The following is a 25,431-nucleotide window of genomic DNA, read 5'->3' on the forward strand; positions in this document are numbered from 1 at the left end:
GCGCGCAGCACGCGTTACGTCAATACCTCCAGCCGGCGAACCAGGGCGATCCCCTCGGGACTCAGCTCGGCGCCGTAGGCCAGCACCTCTACCCCCGCGGCCTTGGCATCACGCAACCCCGCCGCGTATGCCGGATCGATCTCCTCCGCCGCCCGCACGGCGCGAATACCGGAAAGGTTCACGCAATACAGCTGCACCGTGCGCACCCCCGCCCGCGCCAGCGCCGCCAGTTCGCGCAGATGCCTGGCGCCGCGCTGCGTCACCGCATCGGGAAAGGCCGCCACGTCGCTGCCATCGAAGCCCAGCGTCACGCTCTTGACCTCCACATAGGCCGGCCCTTCCGGGTAATCCAGGCGAAAGTCGGCGCGGCTGTTCTCCACCCCGTAAGCCACCTCGCGCTTGAGCGCGGTAAAGCCGGCCAGTTCGGTGATCAGCCCGGCGCGCAGCGCCTCTTCCACCAGCACGTTGGCCCGCGCGGTATTGATGCAGGCCAGGCGCCCCTGCGGCGTTTCGCTGATTTCCCAACTGCCCGGCAGCTTGCGTTTGGGGTCGTTGCTGCGGCTGAACCAGACCCGGCAACCTTCGCTCATGCAATTGAGCATCGAGCCGGTGTTGGCGCAGTGGATGGTCATCTGCTCGCCGCTGGCGGTCTCGATATCGGCGAGAAAGCGTTTGTAGCGACGCAGCAGGCGCGCCTCTTCCAGCGGCGGATCAAAACGCATCGGGCTTCCAGCTCTTCAAACCGCGGGCGATACGCTCGACTGCCTGCTGCAGGCGCTCGACATTCTGCGTGTAGGCGAAGCGCACATGGTGCCCGGCCTGATGACGGCCGAAATCCAGGCCCGGAGTGAAGGCCACATGCTCGGTTTCGATGAAGTGGCGGCAGAAGGCGAAGGCGTCGCCACCGAAGGCGCTGATGTCTGCATATAGATAGAAGGCACCTTCAGGCGTAGCGGCGATACCGAAGCCCAGCTCGCGCAGCGCCGGCAGCAGATAGTCGCGGCGGCGCTGAAACTCATGGCGGCGCTCTTCGAGGATCGCCAGGGTGGCGGGCTCGAAGCAGGCCAGCGCGGCATGCTGGGCCATGCTCGGTGCGCTGATGTAGAGGTTCTGCGCCAGCTTTTCCAGCTCCGGCACGGCGGCAGCGGGCGCCACCAGCCAACCCAGGCGCCAGCCGGTCATGCCGAAATATTTGGAGAAACTATTGAGGACGAAGGCATCGTCGTCCACTTCCAGCACGCTCGGTGCATCGCAGCCATAAGTCAGGCCATGGTAGATCTCGTCCACCACCAGATGACCGCCACGCTGCTTGAGGCAGGTGGACAGCGCCGCCAGCTCATCCTTGTGCAGCAGGGTACCGGTGGGGTTGGCCGGCGACGCCACCAGCGCGCCGACGCTGTCCGAATCCCAATGCCGCTCGATGAGTTGCGGGGTCAGTTGGTAGCGCACGTCCGGGCCGACTGGCACCAGCTGCGCGGCGCCTTCGACCAAGCGCAGGAAGTGCCGGTTGCACGGATAGCCCGGGTCGGCCAGCAACCAGTGCTTGCCCGGGTCGACCAGCAGGCTGGCGGCCAGCAGCAGCGCCCCGGAGCCACCCGGCGTGACCAGGATGCGCTGCGGATCGATGCTCAGGCGGTAACGCTCGGCGTAGAAGCCGGCAATCGCCTCGCGCAGCTGCGGCAGGCCACGCGCTGCGGTGTAGCGCGTGTGTCCGGCGGCCAGCGCGGCCTGACCGGCACGGATGATCGGCTCGGCGGTGGTGAAGTCCGGCTCGCCGATCTCCAGGTGAATGACATCGTGACCGGCCGCCTGCAGCTCGTTGGCACGCGCCAGCAAGGCCATCACATGGAAGGGTTCGATGGCGCGACTGCGCGCGCTGTAGAGCTGAGCCATAGGTCCGTCTTCAGGGTTGCGAGGCGCGGATTCTAGCAGGGCAGCTCGAGGCCTCGGCAAGGACGTGAAAGCGCCGCTACGCTTGCTAGCCGGAGCCATGCAGATTTCGTTCACAGCCCGGACAAGGCGGAGACAACCGGGAGTAGCGCGCCCCGATTCGATCTGGTAAGTTCGCCGGCTTGCAGTCGCAGGGCCGGACAAACGCCTGGCAATGGAATAACCTGCGCGATGGATTCGAAAGAGTGAGAGGCGTCATCCATGCCCACAAAAGAAAAAGCCAAAAGCACCAGCCAGCTGATTCGTGGTTTCGAGCCTTATCCGGAAAAGAAAGGCGAGGAATACATGAGCGAGCCGATGCGCGCTCACTTCACCAGCATCCTCAATAAATGGAAGCTGGAGCTGATGCAGGAAGTCGACCGTACCGTGCACCACATGCAGGACGAAGCGGCCAACTTCCCCGATCCGGCCGACCGCGCCAGCCAGGAAGAAGAGTTCAGCCTGGAACTGCGTGCCCGTGATCGCGAGCGCAAGCTGATCAAGAAGATCGACGAGACCCTGCAGCTGATCGAAGACAACGATTACGGCTGGTGCGACTCCTGTGGCGTCGAGATCGGCATTCGCCGCCTCGAAGCCCGCCCGACCGCGACTCTGTGCATCGACTGCAAGACGCTGGCGGAAATCAAGGAAAAGCAGATCGGTTCCTGATCTGACGACGGGGCGCTTAGGCGCCCCGCTCTGTTTCTGGCCCTCGCTTCATGAACACAGCCTACATCGGGCGCTTCGCCCCTACGCCCAGCGGTTACCTGCACTTCGGCTCGCTGGTCGCCGCCCTCGCTTCCTACCTCGATGCCCGCGCCGTCGGCGGCCGCTGGCTGCTGCGCATGGAAGACCTCGACCCGCCGCGGGAAGTGCCTGGCGCCCAGGATGCGATCCTGCGCACCCTGGAGTGCTACGGGTTCGAGTGGGACGGCGAACTAGTACGCCAGAGCGAGCGCCACGCCGAATACGCCGCCGTAATCGCCCGCCTGTTCAGCCAGGGTCTGGCCTACGCCTGCATCTGTTCACGCAAGCAACTGGAAGGCTACGCCGGCATCTACCCGGGCTTTTGCCGCAACGCCTGCCACCCTGACCAGGACGCGGCCATCCGCCTGCGCGTACCGGAGCTGGACTACCACTTCATCGACCGCGTGCAGGGCGAGTTCCGTCAGCAACTGGGCCGTGAAGTGGGCGACTTCGTGATCCGACGGCGTGATGGATTGTTCGCCTATCAGCTCGCCGTGGTGCTGGACGATGCCTGGCAGGGCGTGACCGACGTGGTGCGCGGCGCCGACCTGCTCGACTCCACCCCTCGCCAGCTCTACCTGCAGGAGCTGCTCGGGCTGCCGCAACCGCGCTACCTGCACGTGCCGCTGATCATCCAGCCGGACGGCCACAAGCTGGGCAAGAGCTACCGTTCGCCGCCCCTGCCCGCCGACCAGGCCGGGCCTCTGCTGCTGCGCGCCCTGCGTGCGCTGGGCCAGCAACCACCCGCCGAACTGCAAGGCGCGGCGCCGGCCGAGCTGCTGGCCTGGGGCATCGCCAACTGGGACGCCACGCGCATTCCCCGCAGCCGCACCCTGGCCGAAGCGCAATTGAAGTAGCCGGAGCCCGGATGCACCCCGGGAACGATGGGCTGGCATTCCCGCACTCCATCCGGCTACGCGAGCCGGCTTCAAGTTTGTGGCTTGCGATGCGCGCCATCCTTTACCATCGCGACATCCTTCGACGAGATGTCACATGTATATCTACCGACTGGTTCTGATCCTGGTAGTGGGGATCTACCTGTTCTCACCGGCCATCATGGACTGGTGGATCGACCCCAATGGCGCCTGGTACCGGCCCTATCTGCTGTGGCTGATCCTGATCGTCGTCACCTTCATTCTTCAGAGCCAACGCGATGCTGACGAGCTTTAGCCTGAGCGAACTGATCCTGATCAGCGCCGGCTATCTGCTGATGCTGTTCGGTGTCGCCTGGGTCAGTGAAAAGGGCCTTATCCCCCGCTGGATCATCCGCCACCCGCTGACCTACACCCTGTCGCTGGGCGTGTACGCCAGCGCCTGGGCCTTCTACGGCACGGTCGGCCTGGCCTACCAGTACGGTTACGGCTTTCTCGCCAGCTACCTTGGGGTTTCCGGGGCCTTTCTGCTGGCACCCGTGCTGCTCTACCCGATCCTGCGCATCACCCGCACCTACCAGCTGTCATCGCTGGCCGACCTGTTCGCCTTCCGTTTTCGCAGCACCTGGGCCGGCGCACTGACCACCCTGTTCATGCTGATTGGCGTGCTGCCGCTGCTGGCCCTGCAGATCCAGGCGGTGGCCGACTCCATCGGTATCCTCAGCCGCGAGCCGCTGCAGGAGAAGGTCGCGCTGAGCTACTGCGGGCTGATCATCCTGTTCACCATTCTGTTCGGCGCGCGCCATATCGCCACGCGCGAGAAGCACGAGGGCTTGGTGTTCGCCATCGCCTTCGAGTCGCTGGTCAAGCTGGTCGCCCTCGGCGTGATCGGCTGGTACGCGCTGTATCAGGTGTTCGGCGGCCCGCGTGAGCTGGAGCTATGGCTGGTGCAGAACCAGGCGGCACTGGCCACGCTGCATACGCCGCTGCAGGAAGGCCCGTGGCGCACCCTGCTGCTGGTGTTCTTCGCCTCGGCCATCGTCATGCCGCACATGTACCACATGACCTTCACCGAGAACCTCAACCCGCGCGCCATGGTCAGCGCCAGCTGGGGCCTGCCACTGTTCCTGCTGCTGATGAGCCTGGCCGTGCCACTGATTCTCTGGGCCGGCCTCAAGCTGGGCGCGACCACCAACCCCGAATACTTCACCCTGGGTCTGGGTATCGCGGTCAACAGCGAAACCCTGGCCCTGCTTGCCTATGTCGGCGGGCTGTCGGCCTCCAGCGGCCTGATCATCGTCTCGACCCTGGCGCTGTCCGGCATGGCGCTGAACCACCTGGTGCTGCCGCTCTACCAGCCGCCAGCCGAAGGCAACATCTACCGCTGGCTGAAGTGGACGCGACGCGCGCTGATCGTGGCCATCATCATGGCCGGCTATGGCTTCTACCTGCTGCTCGGCGCCCAGCAGGATCTGGCCAACCTGGGCATCGTCGCCTTCGTTGCCACCTTGCAGTTCCTGCCCGGCGTCCTCTCGGTGCTGTATTGGCAGACGGCCAATCGCCGCGGTTTCCTAGCAGGCCTGCTGGCCGGCATCAGCGTCTGGGCACTGACCATGCTGCTGCCGCTGCTGGGCAATCTGGAAGGTTTCTACCTGCCCCTGTTCAACGTCATCTATGTGCTCGATGACGCCAGCTGGCACCTGGCGGCCATCGCCTCACTGGCGGCCAACGTCCTGATGTTCACCCTGGTGTCGCTGTTCACCGAGGCCAGCCCCGAGGAGAAGAGCGCCGCCGAAGCCTGCGCGGTGGACAACGTGCGCCGCCCGCAGCGGCGCGAGCTGGTCGCCGTGTCTCCGCAGGACTTTGCCGCACAACTGGCCAAGCCGCTCGGCGCCAAGACCGCGCAGCGCGAAGTGGAACAGGCCCTGCGCGACCTGCACCTGCCCTTCGACGAGAGCCGCCCTTATGCCCTTCGCCGCCTGCGCGACCGCATCGAGGCCAACCTGTCCGGCCTGATGGGGCCGAGCGTGGCGCAGGACATCGTCGAAACCTTCCTGCCCTACAAGTCCGGTACCGAAGGCTATGTCACCGAGGACATCCACTTCATCGAAAGCCGCCTGGAGGATTACCAGTCGCGCCTCACCGGCCTGGCCGCCGAGCTCGACGCCCTGCGCCGCTATCACCGCCAGACCTTGCAGGAGCTGCCCATGGGCGTGTGTTCGCTGGCCAAGGACCAGGAAATCCTGATGTGGAACCGGGCCATGGAGGAACTCACCGACATCCCCGCCCAGCGCATCGTCGGTTCACGCCTGAGCACCCTGGCCGAACCCTGGCAGAGCCTGCTGCAGGACTTCATCGAACGCCCGGACCAGCACCTGCACAAACAGCATCTGGCGCTCGACGGGCAGATTCGCTGGCTGAATCTGCACAAGGCAGCCATCAACGAACCGCTGGCGCCCGGTAACAGTGGCCTGGTGCTGCTGGTCGAGGATCAGACCGAAACCCAGATGCTCGAAGACAAGCTGGTGCACTCCGAGCGCCTTGCCAGCATCGGCCGCCTCGCCGCCGGTGTCGCCCACGAGATCGGCAACCCGATCACCGGCATCGCCTGCCTGGCGCAAAACCTGCGCGAGGAACGCGAAAACGACGGCGAGCTGACCGAAATCAGCGGGCAGATCCTGGAACAGACCAAGCGCGTGTCACGTATCGTCCAGTCGCTGATGAGCTTCGCCCACTCCGGCAGCCACCAGCGCAGCGACGAGCCGGTATGCCTGGCCGACGTGGCACAGGACGCCATCGGCCTGCTGTCGCTGAACAAACGCAACTTCGATATCCAGTTCTACAACCTGTGCGATCCGCAGCACTGGGCCTGCGGCGACCCGCAGCGCCTGGCCCAGGTACTGATCAACCTGCTGTCCAACGCCCGTGACGCCTCGCCGCCCGGCGGCGCCATCCGCGTGCGCAGCGAGGCCAGCGAGCATACCGTCGACCTGATCGTCGAGGACGAAGGCAGCGGCATTCCCAAGGCGATCATCGACCGTCTGTTCGAACCCTTCTTCACCACCAAGGATCCCGGCGAAGGGACCGGCCTGGGCCTCGCGCTGGTCTATTCGATCGTGGAAGAGCATTATGGACAAATAACAATCGACAGCCCGGCCGACCCGGAGCGCCAACTGGGCACTCGCATTCGGGTCACCCTGCCAAGGCATGTCGAGGCGACGTCCGTAGCGATGTAAACAGCGATATAGGGTGCCAACGGCACCACCGTGACCGTCGAGAGATCGAATTAATGCCACATATTCTTATCGTCGAAGACGAAACCATTATCCGCTCTGCCTTGCGCCGCCTGCTCGAACGCAATCAGTACCAGGTCAGCGAAGCCGGCTCGGTGCAGGAAGCCCAGGAGCGCTACAGCATCCCCACCTTCGACCTGATCGTCAGCGACCTGCGCCTGCCTGGCGCGCCGGGTACCGAACTGATCAAGCTGGCCGAAGGCACGCCGGTGCTGATCATGACCAGCTACGCCAGCCTGCGCTCGGCAGTGGACTCAATGAAAATGGGTGCGGTGGACTATATCGCCAAGCCCTTCGACCATGACGAGATGCTGCAGGCCGTTGCCCGCATCCTGCGTGATCGCCAGGAAGTGAAGAGCGCGCCGACGCCGACGGCCGCCAGCAATGCACGTAACACTACCGAGAAGGCTGCGGACAACGCCAACGGCGAGATCGGCATCATCGGCTCCTGCGCTGCCATGCAGGAGCTCTACAGCAAGATTCGCAAGGTCGCCCCCACCGATTCCAACGTTCTGGTGCAGGGCGAGTCCGGTACCGGCAAGGAGCTGGTCGCGCGCGCCCTGCACAATCTGTCCAGGCGCGCCAAGGCGCCGCTGATCTCGGTGAACTGCGCGGCCATTCCAGAGACGCTGATCGAGTCCGAACTGTTCGGCCACGAGAAAGGCGCCTTCACCGGCGCCAGCGCCGGGCGCGCCGGCCTGGTGGAAGCGGCCGACGGCGGCACGCTGTTCCTCGACGAAATCGGCGAACTGCCGCTGGAAGCTCAGGCGCGACTGCTGCGCGTGCTGCAGGAAGGCGAGATTCGCCGAGTCGGCTCGGTGCAGTCGCAGAAGGTGGATGTCCGCCTGATCGCCGCGACCCACCGTGATCTGAAGACGCTGGCCAAGACCGGTCAGTTCCGCGAAGACCTCTACTACCGCCTGCACGTCATTGCCCTGAAACTGCCGGCGTTGCGCGAGCGCGGTAACGACGTGATCGAGATCGCCCAGGCCTTTCTGGTCCGCCAGTACACGCGCATGGGCCGCGAACCGCTGCGCTTCGCCCATGATGCCGAGCAGGCGATACGCCATTACTCCTGGCCGGGTAACGTACGCGAACTGGAAAACGCCATCGAGCGCGCGGTGATTCTCTGCGAGGGGACGGAAATTTCCGCCGACCTGCTGGGTATCGACATCGAGCTGGACGATCTGGACGAGGAGGATTTCGGCCTGCCGTCCGCCGGGCAAAACGCTGGCAACAGCCATGAGCCTACCGAAGACCTGTCGCTGGAGGACTACTTCCAGCACTTCGTCCTCGAGCACCAGGACCACATGACTGAAACCGAGCTGGCCCGCAAACTGGGCATCAGCCGCAAATGCCTGTGGGAACGTCGTCAGCGCCTGGGCATTCCGCGGCGCAAATCCGGCGTGACCAGCGGCCCTTGACGTCACGGCGTCGGTGACAGCCTGCCCGCGCATGGGCTCCACAGGTTGTTACCGTTTCAATATCTCGTAACAAAGGCCGGGTCTAACGGTAACGAAAACCCGGCTTTTTTCTACCCACTCGAACACCCCAGATAGCCTCAAGCCCTTGATTTACAAGGAATCGTAAAAACTGGCACGGCATCTGCTTTATCTCTGGCACAACAACAATAACAAGCAATGCCCTACACAATAAGAACAAGACGTAACGACTCCACAACAACAAGAACAACAAGGTAAGGAGGCGCAGCTAACTGATTCTTTTGGAGAGGAGTTGCCACAAGGGGTTCGCCCCAGCGACCAGACTGAGAACAATAAAACTGCCTCGAGGCAGCGCCGGAACTGGTTGATTAAGGCAGCATCAGCGTCCAAAGAAATCCGTTTGCTATTGGCTCCCCATTCTAGGGAGCACCCGGTAAGCCACGGCGAGCCGGGAAGGGCCGAACAACAAAAACAACAGGCCCTCAATAACAATAAAAACAGAGCACGCACCAACTTGGGGGGGAGCTTCGGCTCCCCCAGTAGCTTGCGCTCCCAGAATTCCCGCCATCCGCCCTTCTACACACCTTCTCCCGACACGATGCTAGAATCCGCAGCAATCATGCGGTCATCATTCCGTATGCCGTCGAAACAGGTTACCGAAGCAAGCGCCAGGGTGGTGTTCGCGGTTCGTCAGCGAATCCAGGACTGCTGCCTTAAACGCCGCGATGCCCTCCAGGCAGCACCTCGACAGCATATGGAGCAGGCCGGCCACTACTCCAAACAGTGCATCCCATGCTGAAAAAGCTGTTCAAGTCTTTCCACTCACCTCTGCGCCGGGCGCCACGCCCACGCAGCACTCCCGAAGTGCTGAGCAGTCGCCAACATCCACTCAATCGCAATGAGATCAGTCGTCACGCCATCAGCGTGGTCGAGCGTCTGCAAAAGGCTGGCTACCAGGCCTATCTGGTCGGCGGCTGTGTACGCGATCTGCTGCTGGACATCGACCCCAAGGATTTCGACGTGGCTACCAGCGCCACGCCCGAGCAGGTACGGGCCGAGTTTCGTAACGCACGGGTGATCGGCCGCCGCTTCAAGCTGGTGCATGTGCACTTCGGTCGCGAGATCATCGAAGTGGCGACCTTCCGCGCCAACCATCCGCAAGGCGACGAAGAAGAAAACAGCAACCAGGCTGCCCGCCACGAAAGCGGTCGCATCCTGCGCGACAATGTCTACGGCACCCTGGAAGACGACGCTCAGCGCCGCGACTTCACCATCAATGCGCTGTACTACGATCCGACTCAGGAACATATCCTCGACTACGCTCGCGGCATGCATGACGTGCGCAATCACCTGGTGCGACTGATCGGCGATCCGGAACAGCGTTACCTGGAAGATCCGGTACGCATGCTGCGTGCGGTGCGCTTCGCCGCCAAGCTGGACTTCGAGATCGAGAAGCACAGCGCCGCACCGATTCGCCGCCTGGCGCCGATGCTGCGCGACATTCCAGCGGCGCGCCTGTTCGATGAAGTGCTCAAGCTGTTTCTCGCCGGCTACGCGGAATACACCTTCGACCTGCTGCTCGAACACGATCTCTTCGCCCAGCTGTTCCCGGCCAGTGGCGAGGCGCTCAAGCGCAATCCCGAATACACCGAGAAGCTGATCCGCCAGGCCTTGATCAACACCGACGACCGCATCCACGACGGCAAGTCGGTCACCCCGGCGTTCCTCTTCGCGGCGCTGCTCTGGCCTGCGCTGCCGGCGCGCGTGCTGCAGCTGCAGAGCAAGGGGATGCCGCCGATTCCGGCGATGCAGGAAGCTGCCCACGAGCTGATCGCCGAGCAGTGCCAGCGCATCGCCGTGCCCAAGCGCTTCACCATCCCGATTCGCGAGATCTGGGACATGCAGGAGCGCCTGCCGCGGCGCAGTGGCAAACGAGCCGACCTGTTGCTGGAGAATCCGCGCTTTCGCGCCGGCTACGACTTCCTCCTGCTGCGTGAACTGGCCGGCGAGGACACCGGTGGCCTGGGCGAGTGGTGGACGGATTACCAGGATGCCAACGACAGCGAGCGCCGACAGATGATTCGCGACCTCGCCGGCAAGGGCGAAAGCGCCGGCAACGCGCCGCGTAAACGTCGTCGCAACAACAACCGTCGTAAACGCAGCGAAAGCGGCGGCGAATGATGGAGCGGGTCTACATCGGTCTCGGCAGTAATCTGGCCGAGCCCCTGCAACAATTGCGTGCGGCCTTGAGCGCGATCGCGCAGTTGCCGCAGAGCCGCTTGCAGGCACGATCGTCGTTCTATATCAGCGATCCGCTCGGCCCGGCTGACCAGCCACGCTACGTCAATGCCGTGGCGGCGCTGGATACCGAACTGGAGCCCTGGCAGTTGCTCGATGCGCTGCAACGCATCGAGCAGGAGCAGGGCCGGGTACGCAAGGCCGAGCGCTGGGGCCCGCGCACACTGGATCTGGATATCCTGCTGTTCGGTGAACGCCTGCTCCAAGATGAGCGGCTGACCGTGCCGCACTACCACATGCACGCCCGACCCTTCGTGCTCTATCCGCTGGCCGAGCTGGCTGCCGATCTGCAACTCCCGGACGGCCGCAGCCTGAGTGCCCTGTTGGAAGCCTGCCCCTTCAGCGGGCTGGAACGCCTGGCCGAGTAGCCCAGCCGGCCTTTGCTGGAGGGGTTTGAGCTGCGCTCCGACAAACTCGCCGCTGAAGCGGCCTCCTACGGGGCGGTCCGTTGCGCAACCCGACATCCCGCGCATTGGCGGTAACGCCAGTAACAGAGCGGTAACACCCGCAATTGACTTCACGCCCCCCCATCAGGACTATAGGCGTCCCGTTGTCCAGCGACGGGCGCACCTTTGATGCCAATCCAGGCCGGATTGCCGCCAGATAGAAGCGGTATACCGAGCCTGAGCGAGGACCTTTGAAATGCCTGACGTTACCCTGACCACCCTGCAAAGCCTGAAGCAGAACGGTGAAAAAATCGCCATGCTGACCGCTTATGACGCCACTTTCGCCCAGGCCTGCTGTCAGGCCGGCGCTGAAGTGCTGCTGGTCGGCGACTCCCTGGGCATGGTCTTGCAGGGGCACGACAGCACCCTGCCGGTCACCATCGACGAGATGGCATATCACACCGCCAGCGTTAAACGCGGTAACAACGGCGCACTGATCATCGCCGACCTGCCATTCATGGCCTATTCCAACAGCGAACAGACGCTGCTCAACAGCGCCAGGCTGATGCAGGCCGGCGCCCACGTGGTCAAACTCGAAGGCGCCGGCTGGCTGGCCGAGCCGATCCGTCTGCTGGCCGAACGCGGCGTACCGGTCTGCGCCCACCTCGGGCTCACCCCGCAGGCAGTGAATATTCTCGGTGGCTACAAGGTTCAGGGCCGCCAGGAAGCCCAGGCGCGCCAGATGCGCGCCGACGCCATGGCTCTGGAGCAGGCCGGTGCCGCCATGCTCCTGCTGGAGTGCGTACCCAGCGAGCTGGCTACCGAGATCGCTCAGGCCGTGAAGATTCCCGTCATCGGCATCGGTGCCGGCCCGGGCACCGACGGTCAGGTACTGGTACTGCACGATATGCTCGGCCTGTCCCTCTCGGGCCGCGTCGCCAAATTCGTGCGCAACTTCATGGAAGGTCAGAGCAGCATTCAGGGTGCCCTGAGCGCATACGTCAAGGCGGTCAAGGACGGCAGCTTCCCAGCAGCCGAGCACGGTTTCTCCGCATGAACACGGTCAAGACCCTGCGCGAGCTGCGCGCCGCCATAGCCCAGGCTCGGGCCGAGGGCAAGCAGATCGGCTTCGTGCCGACCATGGGCAATCTGCACGCAGGCCACGTTTCGCTGGTGCAAATCGCCGCCCAACGGGCCGACTTCGTGGTCGCCAGCATCTTCGTCAATCCGCTGCAGTTCGGTGCAGGTGAAGATCTGGACAAATACCCGCGCACACTTGCCGCCGATCAGGAAAAGCTGCTGGCGGCTGGCTGCCACCTGCTGTTTCACCCCGATGTCGCGGAAATCTACCCGCACGGCATGGGCGACCAGACTCGCGTCAGCGTGCCGGGTGTATCGGAAGGACTCTGCGGCGCCAGCCGCCCGGGCCATTTTGAGGGCGTGGCCACCGTGGTGACCAAGCTGTTCAATATGGTCCAGCCCGATCTGGCCGTGTTCGGCGAGAAGGACTATCAGCAACTGGCGGTGATCCGCGCGCTGGTGCAGGACCTGAACATGCCGATCCAGATCATTGGCGCACCGACCCAACGCGCCGAGGACGGCCTTGCCCTCTCCTCCCGCAATGGCTACCTCAGTGCCGAACAGCGTGACGCCGCTCCGGCGCTGTACCAGGGCCTGCAAGCGATCGCCGAGGAACTGCGCCGTGGCGCCCGTGATTATTCCAGGCTCGTCGACGCTGCCCAGGAGCAGCAGCGCAAGGCGGGTTTCGTTCCCGACTACCTGGAAATCCGCAACGCAGTGAATCTCCGCCCGGCCCAGCTCGACGACCGCCAACTGGTAATCCTTACCGCAGCCCAGCTGGGCGGCACCCGCTTGATCGACAATCTTGTGGTTGAACTGCCGAGTCAGTAGCTGCCTCCAAAGGCAGACGGTTACACTCATGGAGGCCCGGATCAAGCCGGGCCGTTGCGGATCAGGAGCTCCGATGGCCTACTACCAGCAGCCTCAAGACGTCACCACTCTGCCCGCCTGGCAGGCGCTGCAGCAACACCGCGCCGAGATGGCCGGTTTCAGCATGCGCGAAGCCTTCGCCGCGGACGCAAGGCGCTTCCAGCGTTTTTCCCTCGATAGCTGTGGGTTGCTCTTGGATTACTCGAAGAATTTGATCGACGAGCACGGCCTCGAGCTGCTGATTCAACTGGCCGATCAGGCCGGTCTAAACGAGGCCATTGCGGCCCTGTACAACGGTGAGCATGTCAATGCTTCAGAGGGTCGCGCTGCGCTGCATACCGCTCTGCGCAGCCCAATCGGCCGGCGCCTGGTGGTTGATGGCAATGACATCATCCCCGAGGTACACCGCGTCCTGAATCAGGTCACCGAACTGGTCAGCCGTATTCACAGCGGGCTGTGGCGCGGCTACAGCGAAAAACCGATCAAGGAAGTGGTGAACATCGGTATCGGCGGCTCCTTCCTTGGCCCACAGCTGGTCTCCGAGGCGCTGCGTCCGTTCACTCAGCGCGGGGTGCGCTGCCACTACCTGGCCAATATCGATGGCAGCGAATTCCGCGAACTGACCGCTCGCCTGGACCCCGAAACCACACTGTTCATCGTCTCCAGCAAGTCCTTCGGTACCCTGGAAACCCTGAAGAACACCCTGGCCGCACGTGACTGGTACCTGGCCATGGGTGGCCCGGAAGAGCAGCTGCACCGTCATTTCATCGCCGTGACCAGCAACCGCAAGGCTGCCATCGAGTTCGGTATCGGCGAAGAGAACATCTTCCCCATGTGGGATTGGGTCGGTGGGCGTTATTCGCTGTGGTCGGCCATCGGTCTGCCCATTGCCCTGGCCATCGGCGTGTCCAACTTCAAGGAACTGCTGGCCGGCGCCTATGCCATGGATCAGCACTTCACCCAGGCGCCACTGGCCGAAAACATGCCGGTGCTGATGGCCCTGCTGGGCATCTGGTACACCAATTTCTGGGGCGCGCAGAGCCACGCGATCCTGCCCTACGACCACTATCTGCGTAACTTCACCAAGCACCTGCAGCAGCTGGACATGGAGTCCAACGGCAAGAGCGTGCGCCAGGACGGCACGCCGCTGGACATCGCTACCGGCCCCATCATCTGGGGCGGTGTCGGCTGCAACGGGCAGCATGCCTACCACCAGTTGCTGCACCAGGGCCGCCTGCTGGTGCCGGCGGACTTCATCGTCCCGGTCAACAGCTACAACCCGCTCTCCGATCATCACCAGTGGCTGTTCGCCAACTGCCTGTCGCAGGCCCAGGCGCTGATGCAGGGCAAGACCCGCGATGAGGCCGAAGCCGAACTGCGCGCCAAGGGGCTGAGCGAAGACGAGGTGCAGCGTCTGGCACCGCACAAGGTGATCCCAGGCAACCGACCGAGCAACATTCTGGTGATGAACCGCATCGCGCCGTTCAACCTCGGTGCGCTGGTAGCGCTGTACGAGCACAAGGTGTTCGTGCAGAGCGCCATCTGGGGCATCAATGCCTTCGACCAGTGGGGCGTGGAGCTGGGCAAGGAGATGGGCAAGGAAGTCTACCAGCGCCTGACCGGCGCCAGCGACGAGCCGGCCAGCGATGCATCCACCCAGGGGCTGATCGAGCACTTCCGCTCCCAGCATCGCGGCTGATCACCTGAGAGGCGCGCCCACCGGCATGCCTCAACGGCAGAAACGCTGACGATACTCCCCGGGCGTCACCCCCAGCGCCCGGGAAAACGCCTGTCTCAGATTGTAGGCGTTGCCGAAGCCGCTGCTCTGCGCCACGCGCTTGAGCGACGCCTGACCTGCCTCCAGCAACTGGCATGCATGTTCCAGACGCAGATGCAGCAGCAGCCTGGCTGGCGTCACCCCGAGTTCGGCCCGGCAATGCCGATGCAGCGTGCGCGGCGACATGTTCATGTAGATCGCCATGCCATCGACGTCCCAAGGGGCGCTCAGAGATGTCCGTAACTCAGTCAGCAAGCGTTGCATCACGCCATCGGCGGGTGCCTGTTGGGCCAGCAACTCGGTGCTGAACTGGCACTGCCCGCCGGGCCGTCGCAGGTACATCACCAGCCCCTTGGCCACCTGCAGCGAGACCTCTCGCCCGTGGTCCTCTTCCACCAGGCTCAGGCAAAGATCCATGCCAGCGGTCACTCCGGCCGAACTGTAGAAGCCCCCATCATGGACGAACAGGCTGTCATGCAGAACCGCCACCCCCGGATATATCCGTTGCAGCAGCTCGGCATAGCGCCAGTGGGTGACGACCTTGCGCCCGCTCATCAGACCGGTCTGCGCCAGCAGAAATGCGCCTGTACACACCGAGGCACAGCGCGCCGCCAGTGGTCCGGCCTGCCCCAGCCAGCGGATGAGCGGCCCGTGCTGCAAGGCGCGTTGAACACCGTGTCCGCCGGCTATCAGCAAGGTACTGCCGGCCAGTTCCTGTGGTTCGGGCACTGGCTGGGTCGCCAGCGCCAGCCCGCTGCTGGAGGCGACCATGCCGCCATCCAGCGAGATTGCCTGCAGCTGATAGGCCGGCCGCGCCCTTGCCGGTAGGTGCTCGTCCACTGCTGCGAACACGTCCGCTGGCCCGGTGGCATCGAGCAACTGGAACTCGGGAAATACCAGCAGCAGAACCCTGTGCGTCATCGCATCCCCTCCCGTAACCGATGGCAGGTTTTCACTCATTTATGACATATGCGCCGGGCGTGCACACGCCAGACTGATCTCATCTCCCAAACCGAGGAATGGCGTCATGTACAGGAAATGGCCATTGGCAGGCCTGTTGTGCCTGCTGTATTTCTCCGGAGACCTACACGCCTCCGAAGAACGACTGGCCACCTATCAGCCGCGCTTCGAGCGTGAACAGCCCGTGGTGGTCGTACTCGCACAAAACCAGATGACAGAGCTGACGGACTTCGTCGTGCCACTCGGCGTCCTGCGTCGCGCTGGCGTGGCCAGGGTACTGGCAGTGGCGACCGAGCCGGGCACAGTGCAACTGATGCCGGCGCTCAGCGTGCGCGCCGAAGCCAGCATCACCGAGTTTCAGCGCGCCTTCCCCCAGGGCGCCGATTACCTGATCGTGCCTGCCGTACACGACAGCCGGGAGCCCCGCCTGCTGAATTTCATCAGGCAGCAGGCAGCGCTGGGTGCCCGCATCATCGGGATCTGCGATGGCGTGCTGCCGCTGGCTCATGCCGGCCTGCTGCATGGACGCCGCGCCACGGGGCATTGGTACTCGCGTGACCAGCGCCTGGACGACTTTCCGGACACCCTGTGGCAGGAAAATCAGCGCTATGTGGTAGACGGCCAACTGATGACCACCGCTGGTGTCAGCGCAGCCCTGCCGGCCTCACTCGCGCTGGTCGAAGCCATTGCCGGTACGAGCAAGGCGAGCGCGCTGGCACAGGTGCTCGGTACCAGCGACTGGTCCCCGCAGCATGACAGCGAGGTATTCACCCTTGGCAGTCAAGGCTATCTGACCGCGGCCGGCAACTACCTTGCGCGCTGGAGGCACGAAACCTTCGCCGTCACCCTGCTGCCCGGGATAGATGAAGTAAGCCTGGCACTGCGCGTGGATGCCTGGGCGCGCACCTTCCGCACCCAGGTGCTGGGCGTGGCCCCTCAGCCGGTATTCAGCGCCAGCGGGCTGGAGTTCATTCCGCAGCGCACCGACTCCGGAGGATTGCCGCAGCTGCCGGGAGGTGCCGTGAGCGCCGCGCAGACTTTCGACGAGGCGCTCGCGGCCATTGCCAGTCGTTACGGAGCGGCGACCCAACGTCTGGTCGCCGCGCAGCTCGAGTATCAGCAGAACGAACAGGCCCGGCAGCATGTCGAAATGTTTAAGCCTTGAACCAGGCGCCTGCCTGGGTGCAACCTTGTGACCGTTGCGGACAAACAATTACAAGGACCCGCCATGTTCGAAATCACTCGCCATCCCGTGCCAGATGCAGTGCGCCAGCGCGCGCACCTGGATAACGACGCCTACCTGCGCCTGTACCGGCAGTCGGTCGAGCAGCCCGAGATCTTTTGGGCCGAGCAGGCCAACGCCTTCCTCGACTGGTTCAAACCCTGGGATCAGGTGCACGCCAGCGAACTGAAGCAGGGCCGCGCCGAATGGTTCAAGGGCGGTCAGCTCAACGTCGCCTACAACTGCATCGATCGCCACCTGGAAAAACGCGGCGAACAGATCGCCATCATCTGGGAAGGCGACAACCCGGCCGAATCAGCGCATATCACCTACAACAAACTGCACCATAATGTCAGCCGCCTGGCCAACGTGCTCAAGCGCCGCGGCGTGAAGAAAGGCGACCGGGTTTGTATCTACATGCCGATGATCCCCGAGGCGGCCTACGCCATGCTCGCCTGCGCGCGTATCGGCGCGGTGCATTCGGTGGTGTTCGGCGGCTTTTCCCCCGATGCCCTGCGCGACCGTATTCTCGATGCCGATTGCCGCACCGTGATCACCGCAGACGAGGGCGTGCGTGGCGGCAAGTACATTGCGCTGAAGAGCAATGTCGACAAGGCGCTGCAAAGCTGCCCTGATGTCTCCACCGTGGTGGTGGTCGAACGCACCCAGGCTGACGTGGCCTGGGTGGAAGGTCGAGACATTTGGTACCACCAGGCGCTCAAGGAGGTCGATGCCGACTGCCCGGCCGAGCCGATGGATGCCGAGGACCCGCTGTTCATCCTCTACACCTCGGGCTCGACCGGCAAACCCAAGGGCGTGCTGCACACCACCGGCGGTTACCTGCTCGGCGCGGCGATGACTCACAAGTACGTGTTCGACTACCACGAAGGCGACATCTACTGGTGCACCGCCGATGTCGGTTGGGTTACCGGGCACAGCTACATCGTCTACGGCCCGCTGGCCAACGCGGCCACTACCCTGATGTTCGAGGGCGTGCCCAACTATCCGGACGCCTCGCGCTTCTGGCAGGTGATCGACAAGCACCAGGTCAATATCTTCTACACCGCCCCCACCGCCCTGCGCGCATTGATGCGGGAAGGTGCGGCGCCGGTCAAAGCCACCTCGCGTTCGAGCTTGCGTCTGCTCGGCACAGTGGGCGAGCCGATCAACCCCGAGGCCTGGGAATGGTATTTCCAGGTGGTCGGCGATACGCGCTGCCCCATCGTCGACACCTGGTGGCAAACCGAGACCGGCTCCATCCTGATCAGCCCGCTGCCCGGCGCTACCGACCTCAAACCCGGCTCGGCCACCCGGCCGTTCTTTGGCGTGCAACCCGTGCTGCTTGACGAGCAAGGCAAGGAGATCATTGGTGCGGGCGCCGGCGTGCTGGCGATCAAGGCCAGTTGGCCGAGCCAGATCCGCAGCGTCTACGGTGATCACCAGCGCATGGTCGACACCTACTTCAAACCCTACCCCGGCTACTACTTCACCGGCGACGGCGCGCGCCGCGACGATGACGGCTACTACTGGATCACCGGCCGCGTGGATGACGTGATCAACGTCTCTGGTCACCGCATCGGCACCGCCGAGGTGGAAAGCGCGCTGGTGCTACACGACGCGGTGGCCGAGGCGGCGGTGGTTGGCTACCCGCACGATGTGAAGGGTCAGGGCATCTACGCCTACGTCACCCTGATGAACGGCCAGGAGCCTTCCGAAGAGCTGAAGAAGGACCTGCTGACCCTGGTCGGCAAGGAAATCGGCAGCTTCGCCAAGCCGGAGCTGATCCAGTGGGCGCCGGGCCTGCCCAAGACCCGCTCGGGCAAGATCATGCGGCGCATCCTGCGCAAGATTGCCTGCAACGAGCTGGAGAACATGGGCGACACCTCCACACTAGCCGACCCCAGCGTGGTCGAGAGCCTGATCGACCAGCGCCTCAACCGCTGAGCCTCCTGCCCGGCCCGAAAGGGTCGGGCGCACCTTGTATTGCGCCTGCCAAGCACCGAAACTGCGCGCCATGGAAAGCCTTCGCCGTCAGATCGAAAAACAGGTGCACAGCCTCACCGGCGCCTCGCTGGGTGTGCTCGACCTCGACCAGCCCCGCGGCGATGCCGGCCTGTTCGGCCCCGAGTCGATGGTCTGGGAAGTACACGCCGACTTCACCGCGATGATGGTCGGTGGCATCTCGGCACTGCTCCTGCAGATGCTCCACCCACTGGCGCTGGCCGGCGTGTGGGATCACTCCACCTTCCGCCAGGACATGCTCGGCCGCCTGCGTCGCACCAGCCTGTTCATCGCCGGCACCACCTATGGCGGCCTGCAGGACGCCGAACAACTGATCGACAAGGTGCGCCGCATTCACCTGCAGGTGGTCGGCCACGCGCCGGACGGCCGCCCCTATGCCGCCAGCGATCCCGGGCTGCTGACCTGGGTGCACGTCTCCGAAGTCAGCCAGTTTCTCGCCGGCTACCTGCGCTACGTCGATCCGCAGCTGCCGGTGGCCGAGCAGGATTGCTACTACCGTGAAGTGGCGCTGATCGCCGAACGCCTCGGCGCGCAGGACGTGCCCAAAACGGCTCAGGCCATCAGCGACTATCTGCAACACATGCGTCCACAACTGTTATGCGATCAGCGCACCCGCGAAGTGGTACGACTGCTGTATACGGCTCCGATGCCCAGTATCCTCGCCAAACCCTTCGGCAACCTGATGATGCAGGCTGGCGTCGACCTGCTGCCGGACTGGGCCAGCGACCTGATCGGCGAACATCAGGCCGCCTGGCGCCGCCCGCTGATTCGCGCCAGTGTGCAGCGTACCGCCAACCTGCTGCGCTGGGCCGTACGCAATAGCGCCGCCCAGCGCGCTCGCCGGCGTCTGGCGCCTTAGAAGGCGTGGCGGGCCGTTTTCTTGATAAACTGCCGGCCTTCCTTCCTCCGAGACGCCGCGCATGCCTTCTCTTGACCAGGCGCTGCGCGCCGCCCTCGACGCTCGCCAGAACCTGCTGGCCGAACTGCATGCTCAAGGTACCGACTGCTACCGGCTGTTCCACGGCAGCCAGGAAGGTGCGCCGGGCTTGACCGTCGACCGCTATGGCCCGCAACTGCTGGTGCAAAGCTTTCATCAGCCGCTGCACTCCGACGACCTTAAGACCATCGCCAGCAGCGTCGAGACTCTCCTTGGCCAGGCCCTGCTGCTGGTCTACAACGACCGCTCCCGGGGCAACTCGCGTATCGACCGCGACCCGGGGCTGTTTCAGGCCAGCGAAGCCGCCCTCGAAGACATGATCGGTCACGAATGGGGCCTCAACTACCGCGTGCGCGGCCGTCATGCCGGTCAGGATCCCCTGTTGTTTCTCGACCTGCGCAACGCCCGCGGCTGGGTCAAGGCCAACAGCGCCGGCAAATCCGTGCTCAACCTGTTCGCCTACACCTGCGGCGTCGGCCTGTGCGCCGCAGCCGGCGGCGCGCGCGAGGTGATCAATCTCGACTTTGCCCACGGCAACCTGGCCGTAGGCCGCGAGAACGGCGCGCTGAACCCCGAACTGCCGAGCATGCAGTTCATTCAGTCCGACTATTTTCCGGCCATTCGCCAACTGGCCGACCTGCCGATCAGCAGCCGCCGCGGACAAAAGCTGCCGAGCTACCCGCGTCTGCAACCACGCACCTTCGATCTGGTTTTCCTCGACCCACCGGCCTGGGCCAAGAGCGCCTTCGGCACCGTCGACCTGCTGCGCGATTACCAGAGCCTGCTCAAACCGGCGCTGCTGGCCACTGCCGAAGGCGGCACGCTGGTGTGCTGCAACAACCTGGCGAAGGTGGAGATGAGCGACTGGCGCACACAGGTGCTGCGTTGCGCGGAGAAACTGGGCCGCCACGTACAGGAGTGCCAGGTCATCGTGCCGGCATCGGACTTCCCCTCCACAGACGGCAAGCCGCCGCTGAAAACCCTGATCCTGAGGCTCTAACCAGGCGCCGCGGACGAAAAATGCGCGGGGCGCTGCACGCCCGGAACCGAACCGTCGTGCCATACTCCAAGTCGTCTCCTCGTCTGGATAGATGACGCCAAGCCATGCCCAAAGGACTGAAGCGCGCGCTGAGCGCACTGTTGATCGCCGTTTTCCTCTATAGCCTGATCGGCTTTCTGATTCTGCCGGGCATCGCCCTGCGCATCGCCAACCAGCAGCTGGCGCAGTACGCCACGGTACCCGCCTCGCTGCAGCGCGTGCAGCTCAACCCCTTCACCCTTGAACTCAGCCTCTGGGGCCTGCGCATCGGGGAAAGTGGCCAGGAACAGTTGAGCTTCCAGCGCCTGTACGCCAACCTGCAGAGCGACAGTCTGTGGAGCGGCGCCCTGCACCTGAGCGATATCGAACTGGATGGTGCGCGAACGGAAATTCTCTTCGCCAAGGACGGTACGCTCAATCTCACCCGGCTGCTGCGCCTGCCGGAGAGCCAGGCAGAACCCCAGGCTGAGAACAGCGAGCCCTTCCCGCTGCGCATCGACAGCGTTCGCCTGCGTGAGAAGTCGCTACGCTTCCAGGACCTGCGCCCAAGCGAGCCGGTGGAGTTCGCCTACGATTCACTTGATCTGGAGCTGCACAACCTCAGCACCCTGGCCGGCGACAACGCGCAGATGACCATGACCGCCAGCGGCCCGCATGGCGCACGGATCGACTGGCGCGGCCAGATCAGCCTGACGCCCATCACCTCCAGCGGCAGCCTGAGCATCAGCGATGGTCGCCTGAGCACCTTCTGGCCTTACGTGCGCGACGCCTTGCCACTGGTGCTCAAGGAAGGCCAGGTCGATCTCAGCAGCGACTACCGACTCGATCTGTCCAGCGGTACCGAGCTGCAACTGAGCAAGGTCAAGGTGCAGTTGGCCCCCTTCGCCATCGACGACCCGCAAGGCAAGCCGCTGGTACGCCTGCAACGCCTGGATATCGACGACACCAGTCTCGACCTGGCCAAACAGCAGGTGGTGATCGGCCAGGTGCGCAGCCAGGGCCTGGAGGCCTGGGCTGCGCGCGAAGCCGACGGCCAGCTGGACTGGCAGAAGCTCTTCGCCAAACCCGATACCGCCGAGCGCGAAGCGCCCGCTGCCACCGAGCAGCCCGGCGAAAGCAAGCCCTGGCAGGTTCTGCTGCAGGATGTGCAGTTGCGCGGCTACAAGGCTCACCTGGCCGATCGCGTACCGCAGCAGGAAGTGGCCGTGGATGTCGGCCCGCTGAACCTCGACCTGAAGAACTTCGACAGCCTCGGCGACAAGCCTTTCGATCTCAGGCTCGACAGTGGCCTGGGCAAACAGGGCAAGCTGCAAGCCGCCGGCCAGGTGCAATTGAGCCCGACCACTGCTCGGCTCAAGGTTGCCACTCAGGATATCGACCTGCGCCTGGCGCAAGCCTACCTGAGCCCCTTCATTCGCCTGGAACTGCGCAGCGGCCTGCTCGGCAGTGACCTCGAGGTGCAGCTCAAGAGCACTGAACCGCTGGCGCTCAGCGTCACAGGTGACGCCAGGGTCGACCAGCTGCACACCCTGGATACCCTGCGTGAGCGCGATTTCGTGCGCTGGAAGCAGGTACGGGTCAATGGTCTCGACTATCGCCACGGTGAAAGCCTGGCCATCGAACGCATCGAGCTGGATCAGCCTTATGCACGCTTCGTGATCAACGAGAATCTGACCACCAACGTCAGCGAACTGGTGGTGCCGCAGCCGGCAACGCCGAACGAGACCAAGGCGGATGCCGGCAAGCCGCTGGCGATTCGTATCGGCGGCGTAGCCATCAATGATGGCTCGGCCAACTTCGCCGACTTCAGCCTGACGCCCAGCTTCGCCACGGCCATTCAGCAAATGAACGGCCGTATCGGTGTGCTCGACAACCAGAAGCCGCAAGCGGCCAGCGTCGACATCCAGGGTAAGGTGGGCCGCTACGCGCCGATGAGCATCAAAGGCAAGCTGACCCCCTTCGATCCACTCAACAGCCTGGATATCGCCACCCGCTTCAAGAATGTCGAACTGACCACCATCACGCCTTATTCCGGCAAGTTCGCCGGCTATCGCATCCGCAAGGGCCGTCTCAACCTCGACCTGCACTATCGCATCGAGAAAGGTCAGCTCAATGCCGAAAACAAGGTGCTGGTGGAAAACCTGCAACTGGGCGAGCGAGTCGACAGCCCGGACGCCGTCGACCTGCCGATTCGCCTGGCGGTGGCCCTGCTCAAGGACACTCAGGGCCGCATCGCCATCGAGCTGCCGGTGCAGGGCGATCTGAACAACCCCGAGTTCAGCGTCATGCCCATCGTCTGGCAAACGCTGCGCAATCTGGTGTTGCGTGCGGCTCAGGCGCCATTCAAGTTCATCGCCGGACTGGTTGGCGGCAGCAATGTCGATCTGAGCACCGTACCGTTCAACGCCGGCTCGGCCGAATTGGAAGGTGACGCACGCCAGGCTCTGGACACCCTGGCCAAGGCCCTGGAGGAACGCCCCAATCTGCGCCTGGAGGTCGAAGGACTGGCCGCGCAGAGCGCTGACGGCCCGCTACTGGCCGAACAGCGGCTGCAGCGCGAATTCCGCGAAGGCTGGTACAAGGTGCTGCAACGGCGCGGCGACAAGGTGCCGGCCAGCCCCGATGAGCTGACGGTAGACGAGGATGAACAGGCCGCCCTGCTCGAAGGCATCTACCGTACCCGCCTCAAGCAACAGCCGCCAGCCGAATGGGCCGAGCTGGACAGCGAGCAACGCCAGCAGAACATGCGCCAGGCCGTGCTGGACTCCTGGGCTCAGAGCAAGCTGCTGCTGCGGCAACTGGCCCGGCAACGCGCTGCAACGATCAAGGATTATCTGGTGGACCAGGGCGGGCTGTACGATGAGCGCGTCTACCTGATCGATGCCAACCTGGGCGAGCCCGAAGCCGATGGCCGCGTGCTCACCACTCTGCACCTGGACAGCCAATGATCATGCGTCGCTTATCCCTCATCACGGTTATCCTGACTGGCGGCCTGCTCGGCGCAACCGCACAGGCCGATACGCTGCGTTGCGGCAGCGCACTGGTCAGCCTGGGTGATCGCCCGTTCGAGGTCGAACGCAAATGTGGCGCGCCAGTGCACCGCGATCCGATCGGTTACACCCTGGGCTCCTACGACCGCCGCGAATACATGATCGAGGAGTGGGTCTACGGACCGAGCAACGGCATGCTGAGCATCCTGCGCTTCGAAGGCAATCGCCTGGTCGCCATCGAACGTCGTCGCGAACGCTGAGCCGGAGGCTGACATGCGCAAACCTGGCTATCTGTTGCTGCTGCTCTGCCTGCCTTTGCTGGCCGAGGCATCCTCGACCTATCGCTGCGGCAGCGCGCTGGTCAGCAAGACAGCCCCCAGCGCCGAGGTGTTGAGCAAGTGCGGCGAGCCTGCCAGCCGAGGCTTTCTCGGCTACAAGGAAGTGGTCGACCATTACGGCTTTCGTAACGAGGTAAGTGTCGAAGAATGGGTTTACGGTCCGAAAAGCGGCATGTACCACTTTTTACGCTTCGAAGGCGGTCGCCTGACCGAGATACGCAGCAAACGCGGCGATTGACGCATCACCGCAGCGCGGCCTAGCTCGCTCGCTGCGCATAAAAATCAAGGCCCCGCCGGTAGAACCGGCGGGGCCTTCGAGCATCCGTGCTTGTCGCTATCCGTGCTGAGGCATCCATGTCGGCAGCATCCATGCCGATGCGATATCCCTATCTGAAGCTATCCGTACTCGTTCGGCATCCGTACCGGCTATTCGTGCTTAGAGCGAGTCGCTGAAATCGCGCAGCTCTTGCTGGGCCTTTTCCTTGGTCCAGCCATAGCGTTCTTGCAGCTTGCCAGCCAGGTAATCGCTGTGGCCCTCGGCGACGTCCAGGTCGTCATCGGTCAGGTTGCCCCAACGCTCCTTGATACGACCGTTGAGCTGCTTCCATTTGCCTTTGATGATGTCGCTATTCATGGTCATTCTCCAGTGACAGAAGGTGAGGCCGGGCTACAACCCGGCCGGCTCGGCTATCAGTCAGCGGTTTTCAGGGCATCGGCGGACACGTCACGCACACCCTCGATTTCCTTGGTCTTGGCGATAGCCAGGTCACGCTCGGCATCGGTCGATACCACACCGGACAGGGAAACCACGCCTTGGTTGGTCTCGACCTTGATGTCCAGCGCGCTGAGGTCCGAGTCAGCGATGAAAGTGGACTTCACTTTGCTGGTGATCCAGGTGTCGGATACCGCCTGCTCGGCTTTATCCACGGTGTCATTGGCCGCCAGCATGGTCGGCTCTGCGGCGAAAGCAGCCGAGGCCAGAGACATGCTCAGCACGGCAGCGGTCAGGGTGGTAGCGGCAATACGGTTGATTGGCTGTTTCATGATTCGACTCCTGTACATTCCAGACAATCTGCAAACCAACTCCTGGCTGCAGGTTCACCAGTACTATCGCAAGCGCTGTGCCAGTTTTTATTAATCCAATAAATCCTTAAAAAACAATAGCTTAGCCATTAGCGCAGAAAAGCTTTTGATTGCATTTCGCCGAGTCGGAAGAATTTTCCCGGGCA

Annotated in this window: 22 protein-coding genes; 17 read left to right on the top strand and 5 right to left on the bottom strand. The window is 63.7% G+C overall.

Annotation, left to right across the window (positions count from 1 at the left end; genetic code table 11):
- Positions 1–14: 14 nt before the first annotated feature.
- Both sfsA and DXK50_RS18435 read right to left on the bottom strand, forming a co-directional pair.
- A complete protein-coding gene (sfsA, locus tag DXK50_RS18430; RefSeq protein ID WP_212631340.1) occupies positions 15–722 on the bottom strand; it encodes a DNA/RNA nuclease SfsA in 708 nt (235 codons plus the stop codon).
- On the bottom strand, positions 712–1,893 hold the full coding sequence (locus DXK50_RS18435) for a pyridoxal phosphate-dependent aminotransferase (RefSeq protein ID WP_161867167.1): 1,182 nt from the start codon (positions 1,891–1,893) through the stop codon (positions 712–714). The genes sfsA and DXK50_RS18435 overlap by 11 nt, the downstream gene beginning before the upstream one ends.
- Before the next feature lie 258 nt (positions 1,894–2,151).
- On the opposite strand from DXK50_RS18435, the gene dksA reads away from it, so the two are divergent.
- The 10 genes from dksA to pgi all read left to right on the top strand — a co-directional run bounded on the left by dksA (position 2,152) and on the right by pgi (position 14,616).
- Positions 2,152–2,598 carry an RNA polymerase-binding protein DksA gene (gene dksA, locus DXK50_RS18440; protein WP_013716970.1) on the top strand — a complete coding sequence of 149 codons (447 nt, stop codon included), beginning with the start codon at positions 2,152–2,154 and terminating at the stop codon, positions 2,596–2,598.
- A 50-nt stretch (positions 2,599–2,648) separates the two neighbouring features.
- Entirely contained in the window at positions 2,649–3,533 is an 885-nt protein-coding gene (gluQRS, locus tag DXK50_RS18445) for a tRNA glutamyl-Q(34) synthetase GluQRS (protein WP_212631341.1), read from the top strand.
- Between the two features lie 136 nt (positions 3,534–3,669).
- The gene (locus tag DXK50_RS18450; RefSeq protein ID WP_003244646.1) at positions 3,670–3,846 is read left to right on the top strand and encodes a hypothetical protein; all 177 of its coding nucleotides are present in this window, start codon (positions 3,670–3,672) and stop codon (positions 3,844–3,846) included.
- Positions 3,830–6,784 (top strand): sensor histidine kinase, encoded by a 2,955-nt coding sequence (locus DXK50_RS18455; protein WP_090435368.1) that lies wholly within the window; start codon positions 3,830–3,832, stop codon positions 6,782–6,784. The genes DXK50_RS18450 and DXK50_RS18455 overlap by 17 nt, the downstream gene beginning before the upstream one ends.
- A gap of 53 nt (positions 6,785–6,837) precedes the next feature.
- Positions 6,838–8,265: a sigma-54-dependent transcriptional regulator gene (locus DXK50_RS18460; RefSeq protein ID WP_161867169.1), complete on the top strand. Its 1,428-nt coding sequence runs from the start codon at positions 6,838–6,840 to the stop codon at positions 8,263–8,265.
- 810 nt (positions 8,266–9,075) lie between these two features.
- Entirely contained in the window at positions 9,076–10,464 is a 1,389-nt protein-coding gene (locus DXK50_RS18465; protein ID WP_212631342.1) for a polynucleotide adenylyltransferase PcnB, read from the top strand.
- Positions 10,461–10,949 carry a 2-amino-4-hydroxy-6-hydroxymethyldihydropteridine diphosphokinase gene (gene folK, locus DXK50_RS18470; RefSeq protein ID WP_212631343.1) on the top strand — a complete coding sequence of 163 codons (489 nt, stop codon included), beginning with the start codon at positions 10,461–10,463 and terminating at the stop codon, positions 10,947–10,949. Before DXK50_RS18465 ends, folK begins: the two co-directional genes overlap by 4 nt.
- Before the next feature lie 274 nt (positions 10,950–11,223).
- The gene (gene panB, locus DXK50_RS18475; protein ID WP_161867172.1) at positions 11,224–12,024 is read left to right on the top strand and encodes a 3-methyl-2-oxobutanoate hydroxymethyltransferase; all 801 of its coding nucleotides are present in this window, start codon (positions 11,224–11,226) and stop codon (positions 12,022–12,024) included.
- The gene (gene panC / locus DXK50_RS18480; protein WP_212631344.1) at positions 12,021–12,878 is read left to right on the top strand and encodes a pantoate--beta-alanine ligase; all 858 of its coding nucleotides are present in this window, start codon (positions 12,021–12,023) and stop codon (positions 12,876–12,878) included. Before panB ends, panC begins: the two co-directional genes overlap by 4 nt.
- A 73-nt stretch (positions 12,879–12,951) precedes the next feature.
- Positions 12,952–14,616: a glucose-6-phosphate isomerase gene (gene pgi / locus DXK50_RS18485; RefSeq protein ID WP_161867174.1), complete on the top strand. Its 1,665-nt coding sequence runs from the start codon at positions 12,952–12,954 to the stop codon at positions 14,614–14,616.
- A gap of 30 nt (positions 14,617–14,646) precedes the next feature.
- Here pgi and DXK50_RS18490 read toward each other — a convergent pair whose 3' ends face one another.
- The gene (locus tag DXK50_RS18490) at positions 14,647–15,615 is read right to left on the bottom strand and encodes a GlxA family transcriptional regulator (RefSeq protein WP_212631345.1); all 969 of its coding nucleotides are present in this window, start codon (positions 15,613–15,615) and stop codon (positions 14,647–14,649) included.
- A gap of 106 nt (positions 15,616–15,721) precedes the next feature.
- On the opposite strand from DXK50_RS18490, the gene DXK50_RS18495 reads away from it, so the two are divergent.
- The 7 genes from DXK50_RS18495 to DXK50_RS18525 all read left to right on the top strand — a co-directional run bounded on the left by DXK50_RS18495 (position 15,722) and on the right by DXK50_RS18525 (position 24,440).
- On the top strand, positions 15,722–16,819 hold the full coding sequence (locus DXK50_RS18495) for a DJ-1/PfpI family protein (protein WP_212631346.1): 1,098 nt from the start codon (positions 15,722–15,724) through the stop codon (positions 16,817–16,819).
- A gap of 63 nt (positions 16,820–16,882) precedes the next feature.
- A complete protein-coding gene (gene acs / locus DXK50_RS18500) occupies positions 16,883–18,820 on the top strand; it encodes an acetate--CoA ligase (RefSeq protein ID WP_212631347.1) in 1,938 nt (645 codons plus the stop codon).
- A gap of 70 nt (positions 18,821–18,890) precedes the next feature.
- Positions 18,891–19,757, top strand: coding sequence for an oxygenase MpaB family protein (locus DXK50_RS18505; RefSeq protein ID WP_212631348.1), 867 nt, complete (start codon positions 18,891–18,893; stop codon positions 19,755–19,757).
- A 61-nt stretch (positions 19,758–19,818) separates the two neighbouring features.
- Entirely contained in the window at positions 19,819–20,835 is a 1,017-nt protein-coding gene (locus tag DXK50_RS18510; RefSeq protein WP_212631349.1) for a class I SAM-dependent rRNA methyltransferase, read from the top strand.
- 104 nt (positions 20,836–20,939) lie between these two features.
- Positions 20,940–23,822 (top strand): DUF748 domain-containing protein, encoded by a 2,883-nt coding sequence (locus tag DXK50_RS18515; protein ID WP_212631350.1) that lies wholly within the window; start codon positions 20,940–20,942, stop codon positions 23,820–23,822.
- Positions 23,819–24,124 (top strand): DUF2845 domain-containing protein, encoded by a 306-nt coding sequence (locus tag DXK50_RS18520; RefSeq protein ID WP_161867181.1) that lies wholly within the window; start codon positions 23,819–23,821, stop codon positions 24,122–24,124. The genes DXK50_RS18515 and DXK50_RS18520 overlap by 4 nt, the downstream gene beginning before the upstream one ends.
- 13 nt (positions 24,125–24,137) lie before the next feature.
- Positions 24,138–24,440, top strand: coding sequence for a DUF2845 domain-containing protein (locus DXK50_RS18525; protein WP_161867182.1), 303 nt, complete (start codon positions 24,138–24,140; stop codon positions 24,438–24,440).
- A 198-nt stretch (positions 24,441–24,638) separates the two neighbouring features.
- Here the strand turns inward: DXK50_RS18525 and DXK50_RS18530 are convergent, their stop codons facing one another.
- Both DXK50_RS18530 and DXK50_RS18535 read right to left on the bottom strand, forming a co-directional pair.
- Positions 24,639–24,836: a CsbD family protein gene (locus DXK50_RS18530; RefSeq protein ID WP_161867183.1), complete on the bottom strand. Its 198-nt coding sequence runs from the start codon at positions 24,834–24,836 to the stop codon at positions 24,639–24,641.
- A gap of 56 nt (positions 24,837–24,892) precedes the next feature.
- Positions 24,893–25,246: a BON domain-containing protein gene (locus DXK50_RS18535; protein WP_161867184.1), complete on the bottom strand. Its 354-nt coding sequence runs from the start codon at positions 25,244–25,246 to the stop codon at positions 24,893–24,895.
- Positions 25,247–25,431 lie beyond the last annotated feature (185 nt).

The organism is Pseudomonas sp. KB-10 (assembly GCF_018221585.1).
In the GTDB taxonomy this organism is placed as follows: domain Bacteria; phylum Pseudomonadota; class Gammaproteobacteria; order Pseudomonadales; family Pseudomonadaceae; genus Aquipseudomonas; species Aquipseudomonas yangonensis.

Coding starts and splice junctions, on each gene's coding strand:
- sfsA (WP_212631340.1), bottom strand. CDS start 722: ATGCGTTTTGATCCGCCGCTGGAAGAGGCGCGCCTGCTGCGTCGCTAC.
- DXK50_RS18435 (WP_161867167.1), bottom strand. CDS start 1,893: ATGGCTCAGCTCTACAGCGCGCGCAGTCGCGCCATCGAACCCTTCCAT.
- dksA (WP_013716970.1), top strand. CDS start 2,152: ATGCCCACAAAAGAAAAAGCCAAAAGCACCAGCCAGCTGATTCGTGGT.
- gluQRS (WP_212631341.1), top strand. CDS start 2,649: ATGAACACAGCCTACATCGGGCGCTTCGCCCCTACGCCCAGCGGTTAC.
- DXK50_RS18450 (WP_003244646.1), top strand. CDS start 3,670: ATGTATATCTACCGACTGGTTCTGATCCTGGTAGTGGGGATCTACCTG.
- DXK50_RS18455 (WP_090435368.1), top strand. CDS start 3,830: ATGCTGACGAGCTTTAGCCTGAGCGAACTGATCCTGATCAGCGCCGGC.
- DXK50_RS18460 (WP_161867169.1), top strand. CDS start 6,838: ATGCCACATATTCTTATCGTCGAAGACGAAACCATTATCCGCTCTGCC.
- DXK50_RS18465 (WP_212631342.1), top strand. CDS start 9,076: ATGCTGAAAAAGCTGTTCAAGTCTTTCCACTCACCTCTGCGCCGGGCG.
- folK (WP_212631343.1), top strand. CDS start 10,461: ATGATGGAGCGGGTCTACATCGGTCTCGGCAGTAATCTGGCCGAGCCC.
- panB (WP_161867172.1), top strand. CDS start 11,224: ATGCCTGACGTTACCCTGACCACCCTGCAAAGCCTGAAGCAGAACGGT.
- panC (WP_212631344.1), top strand. CDS start 12,021: ATGAACACGGTCAAGACCCTGCGCGAGCTGCGCGCCGCCATAGCCCAG.
- pgi (WP_161867174.1), top strand. CDS start 12,952: ATGGCCTACTACCAGCAGCCTCAAGACGTCACCACTCTGCCCGCCTGG.
- DXK50_RS18490 (WP_212631345.1), bottom strand. CDS start 15,615: ATGACGCACAGGGTTCTGCTGCTGGTATTTCCCGAGTTCCAGTTGCTC.
- DXK50_RS18495 (WP_212631346.1), top strand. CDS start 15,722: ATGTACAGGAAATGGCCATTGGCAGGCCTGTTGTGCCTGCTGTATTTC.
- acs (WP_212631347.1), top strand. CDS start 16,883: ATGTTCGAAATCACTCGCCATCCCGTGCCAGATGCAGTGCGCCAGCGC.
- DXK50_RS18505 (WP_212631348.1), top strand. CDS start 18,891: ATGGAAAGCCTTCGCCGTCAGATCGAAAAACAGGTGCACAGCCTCACC.
- DXK50_RS18510 (WP_212631349.1), top strand. CDS start 19,819: ATGCCTTCTCTTGACCAGGCGCTGCGCGCCGCCCTCGACGCTCGCCAG.
- DXK50_RS18515 (WP_212631350.1), top strand. CDS start 20,940: ATGCCCAAAGGACTGAAGCGCGCGCTGAGCGCACTGTTGATCGCCGTT.
- DXK50_RS18520 (WP_161867181.1), top strand. CDS start 23,819: ATGATCATGCGTCGCTTATCCCTCATCACGGTTATCCTGACTGGCGGC.
- DXK50_RS18525 (WP_161867182.1), top strand. CDS start 24,138: ATGCGCAAACCTGGCTATCTGTTGCTGCTGCTCTGCCTGCCTTTGCTG.
- DXK50_RS18530 (WP_161867183.1), bottom strand. CDS start 24,836: ATGAATAGCGACATCATCAAAGGCAAATGGAAGCAGCTCAACGGTCGT.
- DXK50_RS18535 (WP_161867184.1), bottom strand. CDS start 25,246: ATGAAACAGCCAATCAACCGTATTGCCGCTACCACCCTGACCGCTGCC.